This window comes from Sphingobacterium lumbrici, from assembly GCF_006476045.1.
GTDB lineage: Bacteria > Bacteroidota > Bacteroidia > Sphingobacteriales > Sphingobacteriaceae > Sphingobacterium > Sphingobacterium lumbrici.
This window is the reverse complement of sequence record NZ_SRZY01000029.1, coordinates 186,850-202,327: the sequence shown is the minus strand read 5'-3', so window position 1 is coordinate 202,327 and position 15,478 is coordinate 186,850. Positions and strand designations below refer to the sequence as shown.

Genomic DNA, 15,478 nt, shown 5'->3' with positions numbered 1-15,478 from the left:
CAGAATAACTACGCTTTTCTAAAAAACCTTTTTTACGACTTCAAAAACTCGATTTTAAGCCCTCCGGATTCTACGGTTTTGAACAGTAACTAAAAAACAAACCTCCCCAAAATCGCTCCTAAAGAGGTCGGTTTTATGATTTTGGAATCTTATTTTGAAAAAATAAGGGTTGTGCAACGGTTACCGATGTTGTGCGTTCATACTTATAGTTAATATATTCTTTCAAAAGACTTGCCATTGAAACGATAAACACCATTTCCTCCAAACCACAATTCTCCTTGCTTGCTTTTATATATGGTCGAAATGAATTTACCCTCAAGTCCGTCCTTTTCAGTAAAATTTTTCACAGAATTACCATCATATCTCCATACTCCAGATTCTACTGTCCCAATCCAAATATTTCCTTCAGCATCCTCTCCAATGGAATAAGCTCTCTCAAGTGAATTGCCATTGGTGTCCTCCTTCTTCAATTTTTGTTGTTTTGTGAGATTAATTGTTTCTTTTCCGTCATACTTTAAAACACCACTTCCATTATTAGCAATCCAAAGATTTCCTTTGCTGTCTTCCAAGAAGCCCCGGATATGCAGACCTCTTATTTCTTTAGTTAATCCCAAATATTCATCAGTTATTGTTTTGAAGTCTGAGCCATTATATCCAATTAACGCTTTGTAGGCTCCAAACCAAATCGTACCATTTTTACCTTTTACAAAAGGTGTTGAAATTGCATAATGAAACCTACGTTCATCCTCTGATTTTGGTGTTAGAGGAAATCTGCGATAGGAAAGTTTTTTTCCGTCATACTGATACACCCCAGGACTCTTTTCAAGTTCGTTGTAGCCCTCTATTTCGTCACCTTTGAACCAAATATCCTTATCTCCTAATTTCCATTGTGTTGTAGAATCGTAATTCCTTTCTTTGTACATAGACATTTTTTGTCCATCATATATACTTAATCCTTTACCGCATTCAAACCATATTGCACCATTTTTATCTTCATAAATATTTCTTACCTGATTGTGGCTTAACCCGTTTTCTGTTGTGAAATATTGAAACCTACCATTATGAAGCAAACACACGCCTTCTTTGTCACTACCAAACCAAATATTTCCTTTACTATCTTCCAAAAATGACCGAACCCCTGTTGTGAATTTCAATAATTTGCTGTCAGTTTTAGTCTGTCCTACCTGATTTTCCTTATTTGATTGACTTTGACTATTGCAAGAGATTGTTACAGATAGCAAAAATGTCCAGTAAAGGATAAAAATGTTTTGATTACCTAATTTCACTTTCATTGTAACGGTGTTTTTAGTATGACGCACAACGCCCCGCTTGATGTAAACTTTGATTTATCAAGTATTCAATCTGCCCATTCACACTTCGGAACTCATCGTGTGCCCACTTTTCCAAAAGTTTATACATTTCATCATCTATCCGTACCACAAAACTTTTTTTCATTTCATTGAAAACTTAAATTACTAATTATACAATGTTCTGACATTTACTATCGGCTGAACAGATCTTTCTCCACATAGTACCACCATTAGATTGCTTACCATCGCCGCTTTACGCTCATCATCTAATTCTACGATATTCTCCTCTGAAAGCCTTTTAAGCGCCATGTCTACCATTCCCACTGCCCCTTCTACAATCTTCGCACGAGCGGCTACTATTGCAGATGCTTGTTGCCGTTGAAGCATCGCTCCGGCGATTTCAGAAGCATACGCTAGATGACTGATACGTGCTTCCTCGACCACAATACCAGCCTTAGACAGTCGTTCTGTTAATTCATTTTCTAAAATATGGTTTACATCAAGACCAACGCCACGCAGTGTAATTTCTGCCTGATCATCTTCAAAATCATCGTATGCGAAACTTCCAGCCAGATGACGAACTGCAGCCTCACTCTGTACACGTACATAATCACCATATCGTTCCACATCGTAAGCCGCCTTATATGTATTTCCGACCTTCCACACGATCACCGCGCCTATTTCAATAGGATTTCCGATTTTATCGTTTACCTTTAAGGTCTGTCCTTGCAAATTTTCCGAACGCAAGCTTATCCGCGTAGCTGAAAAAAGTGGATTGACGAAAAATAGTCCATTATCCTTCACCGTTCCTACATATTTCCCAAAAAAGTTGAGTACTCTCGAATGATTGTACGACCGAATAGACAGCAACCATGACTGCCAATACCCCGAGTCCTAATGCGGAATATCCTGAAGTAGGTTTAATAATCTTTTCCATATAATTTAAATTATTTGCGCAACGTGTTTTAATTTGATGTCATTATGATATCACTAATATATCATAATAAATACATGTTTCCTGATCGAATCTGTTTTTTTATCGTTTGGCTTAAATAAAGTGTCTTTGGTTTAAAATCTTAGAAAAATAAAAAATTAATCAATTTAAAATGAGAAAGTTCAGTTTGCTACTTCAAAAAAAAATAATTTTTATTTGCATATAAAATGAAAATAGCTACCTTTGCATCACTTCAAGCAGATGAAGGATAATTTAATACAGAATTAGGATTCCGTAGCTCAGCTGGTAGAGCAATACACTTTTAATGTATGGGTCCTGGGTTCGAATCCCAGCGGGATCACAAAGCCACTCTTTCAGGGTGGCTTTTCTCTTTTTTTGATAGCTGTGCCCGCATTAAACGGATCAGGCAAAATAAGGAAAGCCTCAGAACTGCCAGAAATTTAGGAAGAGCCTTTATCGGAAACAAAAAAGCGGTAAATTGTTTACTTACTTACCGCTATAAAAGACAGTAAAAAATCATTTAATGATATAACTATAATTAACCGAGGAAGGCTTACTTTTATAATAAGCAACGGCAATTTCTTTTATAGCATTGATTCTTTGTTTTTCCAAAGAGACAGCATCATTGTAGATTTTCATTTGTAAATCCCATTGCTTTTTTTCTTCTGTATCAATTTTGTTTTCTACAGTTTTCATTAACTGTTGACTTTCTTTAAAACAAATTGCAGAAGGGTCAATCTGGCTTAACAATTCTAATGTCAAATTATAATCATTAGCCGCAAATGCAGATTTGGCTTCCTGAATTTGTGTTGAACATTTCTGATTTTGATATGCTTTATACGCTTCAATGGATTTTTCCTGAATTTTACTGTAACAACTAACTTTCTCGGGAACAGTTTGTAATAACCCTAATGCTTCTTCATAATTTTGCATTTTTACTAAACTTTCAGACTTGGAAATAATGTCCTCACATTTACTTTCATAATACTGGACTATTTTATTCTTTCCTGTTTCAATAAACGACTGAAATTGGGTGTCCTTAGTTGGAATTTTTGAAATGGCATTTGTTAATGAAGTTTGTTTATTATTTCCACTTCCTTTAACTTGTTTACTTATAGATGAAAACAAGATATTGTTATCAACTTGTTTTATAAATAAACTTATTTCGCAGGTTGTTACGGTTATATTTTGCATACCACCCTCAACTACGTTTGTTTCGTAAACTGCAAATTTTGGATAAATCACAAAGTTATTGTTATAACCACTTGCCGCAAGTCCTGATGACGACACAATTTCTGTAATTTTTGTTTCTAATTTTGAAAGTTGTGAAACATCTAATCCATCAACATTTTCGGGCATTATTACCGATAAGGCAATTTTTCCTATATCTGATGATGATTGTGCAAATATTGAGAGTGTTACATTCAAAAATGTAAACAGTATAAAAAGCTTTTTCATTTTTTTTCTTATTTAATGGTTATGTAAATAGTACTTCCTTTCACATCTCGACCTATTTGTAAGCCTATCCCTCTGAAAAATTTATGCATTTCAAGAGCAAATTTATTGGGATTATAATTATTTCCTGTTGCTTGGTCTTTTAATGGAATTCTCACATCATCAAAAATCATCTTTAATTTTGTAGTGCCTTGTATGTGATAATTGTTTTTGAAGGCATTTTTTTCCATCCACATTTCTATTTCGTCTGATAGCAGCAAACCTTCTGAACCTATTTCAGACGACATTGTGTATTGTGAACCTGCATCAAAACTAATATCAATGATAATTGATTTACCGTTATTTACGATGTCGGTAAATTTAGCCTGCATTATATTCAAAAAGTCTTCCGCAATATTTTCAACTGATTTGGACGCTAATTTCCCAAAATCATCTGTATAAAATCTTCCGCTTTCCCCAACTTTATTAGATAAGGAATTTCCTGTTGAAGCCTCGTATCCTGTGAGAATTAGAGTAACAGAGTTTCCCGATTGACCTTTTTGCTCGCTAACTTCTGCTTGAACGTAAATATCAGCACCCGACATTTCAATAATTTGGGATTTAATATCCGTTTGATTATCGGAAGTAAAAATGTTGTTGTCTTTAGCTGCTTTTAGCCTTGCGGTAAAATCAACTGTGGTAAACCCTCTTGAATCAAACGCTTCTTTGATTTTCGTAATAGCAATTCTACGATTGACATCTGCTTCAAGAATTGTGCGAATATCTTCGCCTTCTTTTGTAAATGGAATAACCATTATTTTAGGTTGAACCGTTACGGTTTGTTGTCCATAAATAAATATGGAAATACAACTTAATAGGATTGTTAATCCTACTTTTAATTTTAATCTCATTTTATTTATGTTTATAAACCAAATTTTCTGATTACACCAAATTTTTCTAAATCACTACGCAAAGAACTTAAATTGATTTTTACGTCAACCGTGATAGATTTTCCTTCTTTGGCTTTTGTTAAACCGCTAACAGGAATGGACGACATCACAAAAGTTTTATGTCTTTGTCCATTATAGAGCTGGTTAAAATATTTTTTGTTCTTTGACTTTTCTGCGCTTTCGTCACTACCAACCATTGGCATTTTTTGCTGAGATTCCGGTAAGCCACGAAAAAACAATACATCAAAAACCTTTTGTTCGGCATTGATTATTGCTTGTTCTTCGTTTGTGCCAACTCCAACAACACGAACACTTATAGTTTGTTCCGTTCCCGATAAATAATTGACTTCTGCGGAAGGGTAAATGGTTCTACTACAAGATATAATGCAGGTCATGAATGCCATAACCCCTAAATAAAATAATCGTTTCATATTTTTTATTTTACAAATAATTTACAATTCAGTTTTTCAGTAGCACTAAATGCAGCAAAGATTGCTTTTCCACCTTTGGAAATACTACATTCCGAAAAATCTCCTGCAAGTTTTGTCACTTTTAATTCTCCAATTTCCGTTGGATAAGGTTTACCGTTCAGCATTTCAATTCGTTCAACGATAAGTTTGTCGCCTTCTTTAAAACCAAAATCTTTTCCACCTGCAATCAATACTTTTTTAGTATCAAAGACTTTCACTATGCTGGTTGTCAAAGGAAAAGTTTTTGAAAAATACTTATTCAAAGCGGTTTCTGCCGATAACAAAGCCTGATTTACTGCTTGTTCTTTTGACAGGGCCAGTGGACTTTCTTCTGTTTGGAAATGAGCAACTTCGGTTGTCTTTCCTGTTCCAATGTCATTTACTTTTAGCGTAAAAGCTGCACTTGCTTTGTAGCCATTCACGCTACCATCGGGATTTTTCATTGTGTAGATATTCATTTTGGTCAAATGCCCGATAATCATATATCGCATTGTCAGCAAATCAATATTTTTTTGTTCGTTTTTGCTGTCGAGATATTTTTCAGACTTCAATTCTTCAGTCATTTTATCTGCACCAACAAGGTCGAGAAGGGTAAAACGGTACGTATTGGTTACAACCTGTACAACTTTTTCGTAAACAGAGTTTACAAAGGGCGAATTAACTTCAGAAGTAAATTCCTGAACACCCACTACGGGCTTATTATCAACCTGCGAGTAAGCACAAAGCCCACTCGCAAGTGACAATAAGATTACAGCTAATCTTTTCATCATACGATTTAATTGTTGTCAGATGATTTAATTGTTGCAATCAGGTTGTTGACCAACTTTGTTTGAAGTGCAATTTCTTCACCTGCCAGTTTCAAAGCATCTATTGAATAACTTACCGATGAAAGTGCTGGTTTTGCTTTCAAAGGAGACAAACTTTTTGCGTCTGCTTGAGCACCTTTCAATTGCTCTGTGCCTGATGCTATTTGTTTACTTATTTCAGCTAAACTACCTGCTAACTTTACATAGTCGCCCAAATTAGCTTTATAGTTTGTAACATCAATTTCACCATTACCATTGTCTGTTACTTCTCGCTTGTATTTAGCGAGGACATCGTTATTCGATTTTAAAGTACCAAGTATTCCAGTTGAAGTTTTTTCCAAGCCGTCAATACTTTGCATACCCGTTTCTTTTGGCGATTTCTCTGTCAGTTTAGCAAGTTTTTCCTCTCTGGAAACATTTTTTTTTGACCTCAACTCTGTTTGTAATTGCTCACGTTCAGCTTTCAATTCTGCGGCTGTTTGTGCTTGTACATTTGAAAGTGTTGCGATGCCTATTAAAAGGCTTGTTATGATATATTTCATCTTAATTTACTTTTTGAAAATTGTTTCCTACTCGTAAGGCTTTTCGGTAACTCCCCGTTTTTGAAATGGTCGCTGGTCTCCATTTGTTTTTGAGAATGGGGAAATTGCACAAGCAAACAAATTGCTGTGCCAAATGTTCAGGGAGGAATTTTGGGAGGGTTTTTATTATATGTTCTTTTTCTGTTCATTTGGGCTTTCGGTATTACTTGGTTGGCCGATGTCCCACAAAAAAAGAACGTGGGACAGTTGCAAACTCGTAACCGAGGGAGTCGAAGCCCTAACAACAGAGTAAAACAAAAGCCCACGCCATAGCGTGAGCGTTTTGTCTAAACTTCCCTGTTGTTTCCTATTTTTCGACTTTTCGGTTACAGGCTGATTAGCAAACGCAATATGTTTATTTTATAATTCTATCTTTTTGTTTTTACATTTGGCAAATGTAATAAATATTTCAGTTTCTTTTTTTTAGAGCGTTGATAAAAAATGTGCCATTTTGAGCCTTGGTTCAAAATTGGTTTTTAAAATGTGTGTTGGCAAAAAATAAAAAATATCGCTTGTCATTACAGTTTGTTTTGTTCATTTGTTATTAGCATGGTCGGTCTGTACACTTGCCCCAACGGATCGTAGAGATTGGCGTAATGCACCTGAAAACTCCTTAAGAGCGTTTCAAAGCGCCGCTGATATGGGTGTAGATATGGTAGAACTGGACTTAAATATAACAAAGGATGGAGTTATCATCATCATGCATGATGAAACGATCGACCGATCTACTAATGGTAAAGACAAACCTTCTGACTATACTTTGGCTGAGCTTAAAGAATTTCGTTTAAAAAATGGATTAGGTCGAGTATCTAATAATCAAATTCCTACATTGAAAGAAGTAATGCTGGCGCTAAAAAGCCGAACAGTAGAGGTGAATTTAGACAAAAGTTTTCCATATTTCCGGGAAGCTTATGCCATTTTAAAAGAAACTGGCACATTGGATAAAGCACTTTTTAAATCAGATGTGCCTTTTGATTCTCTAAAGCAGCGTTATCCTGAATTGATGAATAACATCCGTTATATGGCTGTAGTCAATCTGGATTTACCTGGGGCAAAAGAGATAATAACAGATTATCTTACCTACTTAAAACCTTATGGGCATCACTTGTTGGTGATAACATAACGATAGTGAAACTGCTAGATAGAGGATTTACTTACTCTGTAAATTTAGAAAATTATTATATAAAGAACCCCGCCTTTTCAAATTATCTTAAATTTATCAATGCTCAAACAAAAAAGTTTAGAAACATGAAGAATTAAAAGCAGGAAGTACTGTCTACTGACTGCCAGTTTTGATAACAATCAGATTGTCAAATGTTTCATCAAACAGGATGGAAGCATCTAGGCTTTAATGGACTATTCTTTTGAGGTCTGTTGGTATTTCGGCAAAGTGAGGCTCTCAGAAAATCGGAAGGGATGTGAGCTGGTACTTTATCCCCATCTAAAGAGAGCACCCCTGATGTCCATCTGGTTGGAGATCAAACTTATCGTTCAAGCCATTGGTCTAAGCGGTATTGGTAAAGCGATGAAGCGTGAGTCATTGATTAGTGGAAAACATCTCAATGAGAAATAGCCTATCTGTGGTTTATAGTTATTGATCCGAATTGGAATTCCAATTCGAATCAATAACTTATTTTAGACAGTCTTTTCTTTATGTTTTAATCTCTTCTGAGGTATTCTCTGTCTTCATCTGATAGGTTGGGAGAATAGGGATGCTGGTCCAGTGGGGTAGGGGTAATTGCTGTGTTGTGATTTGTTACTCCATATTCTTTCGGATGTACTCTTTTACGACGGAAGACTACGCCTCCGGTAATTAGCCCTATTAGAAAAAATACACCTAGGATCAATAGTTTGGATGTGCGAATGTGGCCAAAGAACCAAAACGAGCTTTCTTCTTTGTTATTGAATAAAACGATCACGACGATTGCTAACAATACAGCTATTATAATGGTCTTTGGCTTCATATATATGAATATAATTATTTCATGAGCTCGTAAGCTCGGTTATTTTACAATAATAGATAACTTGCGTTTTTTTTACAAGTATTAGTTTCATTTGTGTCCAATTGAATGGATATAACCGATAATAAAAAAGGAGATAACTTGCGTTATCTCCTTTTTTATTTATGCTGAGGCTAAATATGATTATTCGCCTACTACTTCGAAAGGAACTTGAACTTTCACTTCTTTGTGTAAGTTTAAGTTTGCTACGTATTCACCAAGAGTTTTAGGCTCTTCTTCGAATGTGATACGACGGCGATCTACGTCATAACCTTGAGCTTTCAACGCATCTGCAATTTGGATGCTGTTTACTTTACCAAAGATTTTTCCAGATTCACCTGCTTTAGCACCGATTGAAAGTTTAACACTTTCTAATTTAGTAGCTAATTCTGTAGCGTCTTTTTTGATTTTATCTTGTTTGAACTGAGCTTGTTTAATGTTCTCAGCCAACACCTTTTTTGCTGATGATGTTGCTAATGTAGCAAATCCTTGAGGAATAAGGTAGTTGCGACCGTAACCGGGTTTTACTACTACGATATCGTCTTTCTCTCCAAGGTGTTTAACATCTTGTTTTAATATAACTTCCATTATCGTATCCTCCTTATTTTAATGAATCAGTTACGTAAGGCATAAGTCCGATGATACGCGCACGTTTCACGGCTTGAGCTACTTTACGTTGAAATTTCAATGATGTACCAGTTAAACGACGAGGTAAGATTTTACCTTGATCATTTACAAACTTTAATAAGAAGTTTGCGTCTTTGTAGTCGATATACTTGATACCGTTCTTTTTGAAACGACAATATTTTTTACGGTTGTCCTCTACTTTAGGAGCAGTCACGTATTGGATGTTTTCGTTTGCCATTAGTTTGCTACCTCCTCAGTTTTAGTTTCTGCTTTTTTGTTGAATGCACCGCTGCGCTTTTTCTCACTATAAGCAATTGCATGCTTGTCTAAAGAGATAGTTAAGAAGCGCATTACGCGTTCGTCACGCTTGTATTCAAGCTCTAATTTTTTAATTAATTCACCTGGAGCCTTGAATTCAGTTAAGTGATAAAACCCAGTAGTTTTTTTCTGGATTGGATACGCTAATTTTCTCAAACCCCAATTATCTTCTGCGATAATTTCGGCTCCGCCTTCTGTTAGGATACTTTTGAATTTTGCGATTGTTTCTTTCGCAGCATCCTCTGAAAGCAACGGGGTAAGAATGATGACAGATTCGTACTGTTGCATTGTTTAAATAATTATGTTAATTTAAAGTTGTTCCGTATATACGGAAGTGCAAAGGTAAGAAAATATTTTATAAACCAATACTGTATGTGTAAACTTTTTCTTCATTAGGATCTTATTTCGAACAGGTGCTGCTAATAATTAAAATGAAGGTACAAAGAAAGCATTTCAAGTAAGGGGGATGAAACTGTTTCCCTTGTATTACTCCTTAGTTTTTTATCATTGTATATATAATAATACACAATAGAGGAAGTCGACAGTGGTGGCAATTCCTGATGATTCGAACCTGGTATAAAATGGTAGATAGGTTAAAAAAAGCTAATTGTCACCAGATTGCTTTGGTTAAAGAGTTTTGATAAACTAGGGCTGTAACGAATCGTCAATTTGGTACTGTAATAAACATTTTGTTAATTTTGCGAGAAATTAATTAATCTAATATTGAGAGTTTTGTCAACAATAGATGAAAAAGAGTTACTTTTTCAAATGAAAGGAGGAGATGTAGGTGCGTTTGATGTTTTATATAATCGTTATAAAACGCAACTGGCCGCGAATCTCTTTAAACTGTTGAAATCTTGGGATCAGGTGGAAGAAGTTCTGCAGGAATTGTTTGTAAGGGTTTGGGAGAACAGGAAGCGTATTGATCCAGAAAAGCCATTTAACGCTTATCTTTATCGTATAGGTAGCAATTTAGTGAATGATTATTTTCGAAAGCTGGCAAAGGATAGAAACCTAGCTGAAAAAATATGGGAAAATATGTCGTTAGCGGATTGTCCTGAGTCTTTAAGGAAACAAATTTTGGAAGATCAGGAGTTAATGCGGACCATTGATAAGTTGCCGCCCCAACGTCAACTCGTTTTCAAACTTTGTAAATTGGAAGGAAAGAGCTATGCTGAAGTTAGCGAATTGTTGAAGGTGTCTGAAGCAGCTGTTAATGATCATATTACTAAAGCTAATCGTTTTATTCTCCAAAATTATAACCGATCCATCTCTCTACTGATGCTTATCTTTTGCACTGTCTTGATGGACAATCTTTCGTAAAGAAAACCGTAGGTATTTATATGATACCATTTACGCCCGACATATTTCTCCGGAGGGGCTTTGGGTGCAGGTACTAAAAAATAAAATAAATTATTTTTAAAATACAGCTATTGGTTTTAGGGGTTCTTCCGTAATACTTAAAATATCACAACGTGGAAAGGAACGCTGAGTTACAAAAACTCTTTCAAAAATTTATATCGAACTCGATTAGCCCTTCGGAGTATCTGCTTTTGTTGGCCTATTTTGAGGAAGAGTCGGATCAAGTCAGGGAGCTTATAATCAAGCAAATGGAGGAAGATTCGGTAGAAGTCGATCAACTTGAACTCCATAGAACATTATCTAAAGTTGATTCGATGCTAAAAGATAAGATCAGTGCTAAACAGCGGAAGCCGACATGGTTACGTAAGCTGTATCCATACATGGCAGCGGCCGTGGTATTGGTTGTTGGTTTCGTAATCTATCAATATTCGGTGTATCAGAAAGAGGGTATTGCCCATTTTGCTAATGTCGAGTCGGAAGAGATTGCGCCTGGTACGAATAAAGCAACGATTATCATGTCCGACGGGACCACCTATATCCTAAGAGAAGACTCCAGTGGGATCATGAATGATGAGCAGGGGATACGCTATGGTAATGGGAATCTTATCACGGAAACCGATGAGACGGTTATGCTACAATTGACTACGCCGATAGGTGGGAAATATACTGCTGTTTTGGCGGATGGAACAAAGGTCTGGCTGAATGCAGAATCAAGCATAACGTATCCGAGTAAGTTTGATGAAGATACTCGTCGTGTAAAAGTATCCGGAGAGGTCTTTTTTGAAGTAGCTAAGCACGATAGAAGAAAATTCATTGCCGAAATAGATCGAGGGGGACATATAGAGGTTTTAGGTACACATTTTAATATCAATGCGTATCCGGATTTGGATTATATCCGAACCACTTTGTTAGAAGGTGCAGTGCGGGTCTTTGATCGGGAAAATAAGTTTTTGGAATTGAAGCCGGGGCAACAGGCCTTGCAAAGTGAAGGAGAGATGGAGGTAAAGCTGGTTAATACTGACATTGTAACGGCATGGAAAAATGACCTGTTTAATTTTGAAGGCCTAGGGTTTAGAGAGGTAATGAGACAGATGGAAAGATGGTATGATATTGAAGTAATTTATGAGAACACCCCTCCTAACTTTGGGTTCTACGGCGAACTGAGTCGAAAAAACTCTCTACAGGATATTTTGGAAGCCTTTATTGACTCAGGTATTAAAACACGAGTGGAAGGCAGAAAACTATATATTAACTAACCTATATTTTTAATTATTAAAAACCAATTTAGACACTATGAAAGAAACAAAGAAGTCATGTAAGTGGCTGGAACTAGGCGGACTCGTAAAGAAAGTTGGCGGGATGGCATTGATAGCATCTTGTTTGCTGTCTTTTACAGTAGATGCCCAAACGGTACGTATTAAAGGTGATAACCTGTCACTAAAGGAAGTGTTTGCTGAAGTAAAACGACAGACAGGGTACTCTGTATTTATTAGAGAGGATTTAATGGAAAGTTTCTTACCGGTAAGTCTCAATGGAAGCGAAATGTTGTTGAATACGCTGCTTGATCGTGTTTTGGAAAAACAATCTTTGCGATATCGGATAAAAGGTAAGGAAATAATATTATCCAAAATTGAACAGTCATCGGATAAAGGGGGGGCTTCGGAGGTCGCGAAGCAACAACAAACTAAACAGTTTGTCGCAAAAGTGTTTGGAGAAGATGGGAAACCATTGTCAGGTGCGAGTATCATGAGCAAGATGTCGGGAAAAAAGACATCATCAAAAGCAGATGGTTCTTTTGAGATCTTGACCGAAATAGGTGATGAGCTTCATGTAGCTTTTATTGGTTATGCTACTTATGTTTATCAGGTCCGGGATTTTAAGATGACGAATATCGTTTTGGAACGGAGTTCATTAGAAATAGATAACGTAGTCGTAACAGGGATTTTTGATCGTAGAGCAGAAACCTTTACGGGATCAGCGACAAAAATTACCCGACAAGAATTACAGCGAGCGGGAGTGATCAATATTTTCCAAAGTTTAAAAAATATTGACCCTGCGCTTAATATCCAAGAGAATCTTTCTTTTGGTTCGGATCCGAATAGGATGCCGGATATGCAAATTAGAGGGGCTTCATCGTTTCCGGATTTAAGAGGAGAATATGCTACTAATCCAAACCAGCCACTCTTTATTGTCGATGGTTTTGAAATGACGATAGAAAAAGTGTCTGATCTTGATATCAACAGAATAGCATCAGTTACTATTTTAAAAGATGCGTCAGCCAAAGCTTTATATGGATCGAGAGCAGCTAATGGAGTTATTGTAATTGAAACAGAAAAGGTAAAGCCCGGCGAACTGAGGATTAACTATACCGGAAGCCTTAGTATTGAAGCTCCTGATTTGAGAAGTTATAATCTTACCAATGCTGCAGAGAAGTTAGATCTGGAGAAACGACTAGGGGCTTATGATGTGTCGCAGCCTATTTTTGGTTTACCTAAAGATAGCCTGTATTATACTAATTTAAAAGAAGTACAAAGTGGTGTGAATACCAATTGGCTGGCTCAACCTGTTAGAACAGGACTTACTAACAAGCAAACTTTAGGCTTTGAGGTTGGAGATGAACGTTTACGGGTAGGGGCTACCTTTTTCATGACAAACACACAAGGTGTAATGATAGGAAGTGACCGTAAAAATATGGGTGGAAGTTTCGATATTTCTTACCGGTACAATAATATATTGTTCAGAAACCAACTTCAATACACCAATATCAATGCTACTAACTCTCCTTATGGTAATTTTTCAGAGTATGCCAGAATGAATCCATATTGGAGAACTACTAATGAAGATGGTTCCATCCGTAAATATTTGGGCGTTGGTCCCGTTTTTTCTGAAAGCGTTTTTAACCCCATGTACAATGCAACTATTAATACAAAATCTATCTCCGAATACACTGATATTACCAATAACACTTACTTAGAATGGACGGCGAGTAATAATTTGAAAGTTGTGGGTAGAGTTGGTTTCAGTAATACGGTAAATGGATCAGAGGTATTTTTACCGGCCAGCCATACTAGTTTTAATACCGATGCCTATAGGGGTGATAACCTGTTTCTGAAAGGAACTTACGATAAAGGTAATGGTAAAGCCTCTATGGTGAGCGGTGATTTGAACGTGAATTATTCTAAGATATTGGGAAAACATATCTTGTTTGCTAATATTGGGGCAAATGTAAGGGAGGATAACTCTGAAAACTATCTGTATTCGGCAATTGGTTTCCCTAATGATAAATTGGATAATATCATCTTTGCCAAGCAATATGCTTTAAGCAATAGACCTTCAGGTTCCGAGTCTATTAACAGGGAAATCGGTACGTTAGGAGCTGTTAACTACTCTTTCGATGACCGGTATTTTGCAGATTTATCGATAAGATACAGTGCTTCTTCTCAGTTTGGTTCTAATAATCGGTGGGGGGCTTTTTGGTCGGCAGGTGCCGGATGGAATGTTCATAACGAAAAGTTCTTGAAAGATAATGACATAATCAATAACCTAAAATTTAGAGGATCCTTAGGTTATACAGGTTCCCAAAATTTTAATTCTTACCAGGCTTTGTTACTCTACAACTATTTTACAGGCAATGCTTATCAGGGGATGTTGGGTACTTATTTGAATAATTTGGCTAACAGTGATTTAAAATGGCAGCAACGTCTGGATTACAACGTAGGGATGGATGCGGAACTAATGAAGCGTTTAAGCTTCCGTGTGGATGTATATAAGTCGATTACTACAAATCTTTTAACAGACATCACTACACCTCCGTCTTTAGGTTTTGAAACGTACAAAGCCAATCTTGGTGAAATGGTTAACACTGGTATAGAATTCAGGTTAAATTACCGGATGTTAGTAAATAGTGCTAACAGACAATCGCTTAACTTATTTGTTGCCGGTGCGTCTAATCATAATAAAATTGTTAAGATATCGAATTCGCTGCAAAGTCTTACAAGCGAACAAGATGTGCTCTCCAGAACAACGAACAGACCTTTGGTTAGATTTGAAGAAGGTCAATCTCTTGATGCCATTTGGGCTGTTCCTTCTAAAGGGATTGACCCGGCTACCGGAAAGGAAATTTTTGTGAAAAAAGATGGTACACTTACCGATATATGGAATACTAACGATAAAGTCGTAGTTGGTGTAAACCAAGCCAAAGTAATGGGGAATTTGGGTACAAATTTTGAATATAAAGGATTTAGTGTTGGTGTAATTGCCCGTTACAGAATGGGGGGACAAATATATAACCAAACCCTTGTAGATAAAGTAGAGAATGCACCGTTAAACTACAATGTTGATAAGCGTGCTTATTATGATAGTTGGAAACAGCCGGGAGATATTGTTTTATTTAAAAGCATTGGCGAAACAAGTTCAAGTGGCAGAACCCTAGCATCTTCAAGATTTGTACAAGATTTGAGCGAACTAGACATCAGCTCGGTTAATTTGGGCTACGATTTTTACCGTCATGCTATTGTTAAACAGTTAAAATTACAACGATTAAGAGCAATGGTTAACTTAAACGAGGTTGTAAAATTCAGTACAGTCCGTATTGAAAGAGGAACATCTTATCCATTTGCCCGCTCTTTTGCCTTCACTTTGATGGCTAATTTTTAACTAAATATT

The 15,478-nt window shown here is 36.3% G+C and carries 17 protein-coding genes and 1 tRNA gene; 5 read left to right on the top strand and 13 right to left on the bottom strand.

The window, feature by feature from the left end; all coding sequences use genetic code 11:
* Positions 1-209 precede the first annotated feature (209 nt).
* From E4F24_RS11855 to E4F24_RS14040, 4 genes are read right to left on the bottom strand one after another with little or no spacing between them, the layout of a single operon-like run.
* Positions 210-1,286, bottom strand: a complete 1,077-nt coding sequence (locus E4F24_RS11855; protein ID WP_181182463.1) for a ligand-binding sensor domain-containing protein — start codon at positions 1,284-1,286, stop codon at positions 210-212.
* 19 nt (positions 1,287-1,305) lie between these two features.
* The gene (locus tag E4F24_RS11850) at positions 1,306-1,455 is read right to left on the bottom strand and encodes a type II toxin-antitoxin system antitoxin (protein ID WP_140939033.1); all 150 of its coding nucleotides are present in this window, start codon (positions 1,453-1,455) and stop codon (positions 1,306-1,308) included.
* Between the two features lie 20 nt (positions 1,456-1,475).
* Positions 1,476-2,114 carry an SPFH domain-containing protein gene (locus E4F24_RS11845; protein ID WP_235891214.1) on the bottom strand — a complete coding sequence of 213 codons (639 nt, stop codon included), beginning with the start codon at positions 2,112-2,114 and terminating at the stop codon, positions 1,476-1,478.
* A complete protein-coding gene (locus E4F24_RS14040) occupies positions 2,104-2,247 on the bottom strand; it encodes a hypothetical protein (RefSeq protein WP_235891213.1) in 144 nt (47 codons plus the stop codon). Before E4F24_RS14040 ends, E4F24_RS11845 begins: the two co-directional genes overlap by 11 nt.
* A gap of 285 nt (positions 2,248-2,532) precedes the next feature.
* Between E4F24_RS14040 and E4F24_RS11840 the strand changes: the two genes are divergently transcribed.
* Positions 2,533-2,605, top strand: a tRNA-Lys gene (locus tag E4F24_RS11840).
* Positions 2,606-2,781: 176 nt separating this feature from the next.
* Here the strand turns inward: E4F24_RS11840 and E4F24_RS11835 are convergent.
* The 5 genes from E4F24_RS11835 to E4F24_RS11815 form a co-directional block, all read right to left on the bottom strand.
* Positions 2,782-3,723: a hypothetical protein gene (locus tag E4F24_RS11835; protein ID WP_140939030.1), complete on the bottom strand. Its 942-nt coding sequence runs from the start codon at positions 3,721-3,723 to the stop codon at positions 2,782-2,784.
* 8 nt (positions 3,724-3,731) lie between these two features.
* Positions 3,732-4,610 carry a DUF6175 family protein gene (locus E4F24_RS11830; protein WP_140939028.1) on the bottom strand — a complete coding sequence of 293 codons (879 nt, stop codon included), beginning with the start codon at positions 4,608-4,610 and terminating at the stop codon, positions 3,732-3,734.
* Between the two features lie 11 nt (positions 4,611-4,621).
* Positions 4,622-5,080, bottom strand: coding sequence for a hypothetical protein (locus tag E4F24_RS11825; RefSeq protein ID WP_140939026.1), 459 nt, complete (start codon positions 5,078-5,080; stop codon positions 4,622-4,624).
* Between the two features lie 5 nt (positions 5,081-5,085).
* Positions 5,086-5,808: a penicillin-binding protein activator LpoB gene (locus E4F24_RS11820; protein ID WP_140939024.1), complete on the bottom strand. Its 723-nt coding sequence runs from the start codon at positions 5,806-5,808 to the stop codon at positions 5,086-5,088.
* Between the two features lie 86 nt (positions 5,809-5,894).
* Complete coding sequence (locus E4F24_RS11815; protein WP_140939022.1) at positions 5,895-6,467, bottom strand: hypothetical protein; 573 nt, start codon at positions 6,465-6,467, stop codon at positions 5,895-5,897.
* A 577-nt stretch (positions 6,468-7,044) separates the two neighbouring features.
* Here E4F24_RS11815 and E4F24_RS11810 point away from each other — a divergent pair.
* Positions 7,045-7,629: a glycerophosphodiester phosphodiesterase family protein gene (locus E4F24_RS11810; protein ID WP_235891212.1), complete on the top strand. Its 585-nt coding sequence runs from the start codon at positions 7,045-7,047 to the stop codon at positions 7,627-7,629.
* A gap of 535 nt (positions 7,630-8,164) precedes the next feature.
* On the opposite strand, the gene E4F24_RS11805 is transcribed toward E4F24_RS11810, so the two are convergent.
* The 4 genes from E4F24_RS11805 to rpsF all read right to left on the bottom strand — a co-directional run bounded on the left by E4F24_RS11805 (position 8,165) and on the right by rpsF (position 9,739).
* The gene (locus E4F24_RS11805; protein ID WP_140939019.1) at positions 8,165-8,470 is read right to left on the bottom strand and encodes a hypothetical protein; all 306 of its coding nucleotides are present in this window, start codon (positions 8,468-8,470) and stop codon (positions 8,165-8,167) included.
* A 180-nt stretch (positions 8,471-8,650) separates the two neighbouring features.
* Complete coding sequence (rplI, locus tag E4F24_RS11800) at positions 8,651-9,094, bottom strand: 50S ribosomal protein L9 (RefSeq protein ID WP_140939017.1); 444 nt, start codon at positions 9,092-9,094, stop codon at positions 8,651-8,653.
* Between the two features lie 13 nt (positions 9,095-9,107).
* Positions 9,108-9,371: a 30S ribosomal protein S18 gene (gene rpsR / locus E4F24_RS11795; protein ID WP_093096199.1), complete on the bottom strand. Its 264-nt coding sequence runs from the start codon at positions 9,369-9,371 to the stop codon at positions 9,108-9,110.
* A complete protein-coding gene (gene rpsF, locus E4F24_RS11790; protein WP_140939015.1) occupies positions 9,371-9,739 on the bottom strand; it encodes a 30S ribosomal protein S6 in 369 nt (122 codons plus the stop codon). Before rpsF ends, rpsR begins: the two co-directional genes overlap by 1 nt.
* A 444-nt stretch (positions 9,740-10,183) precedes the next feature.
* Between rpsF and E4F24_RS11785 the strand changes: the two genes are divergently transcribed.
* The 3 genes from E4F24_RS11785 to E4F24_RS11775 all read left to right on the top strand — a co-directional run bounded on the left by E4F24_RS11785 (position 10,184) and on the right by E4F24_RS11775 (position 15,469).
* Positions 10,184-10,774 carry an RNA polymerase sigma factor gene (locus E4F24_RS11785; protein ID WP_140939013.1) on the top strand — a complete coding sequence of 197 codons (591 nt, stop codon included), beginning with the start codon at positions 10,184-10,186 and terminating at the stop codon, positions 10,772-10,774.
* 152 nt (positions 10,775-10,926) lie between these two features.
* Positions 10,927-12,069 carry a FecR family protein gene (locus E4F24_RS11780; RefSeq protein WP_140939011.1) on the top strand — a complete coding sequence of 381 codons (1,143 nt, stop codon included), beginning with the start codon at positions 10,927-10,929 and terminating at the stop codon, positions 12,067-12,069.
* A gap of 37 nt (positions 12,070-12,106) precedes the next feature.
* The gene (locus E4F24_RS11775) at positions 12,107-15,469 is read left to right on the top strand and encodes a SusC/RagA family TonB-linked outer membrane protein (RefSeq protein WP_140939009.1); all 3,363 of its coding nucleotides are present in this window, start codon (positions 12,107-12,109) and stop codon (positions 15,467-15,469) included.
* Positions 15,470-15,478 lie beyond the last annotated feature (9 nt).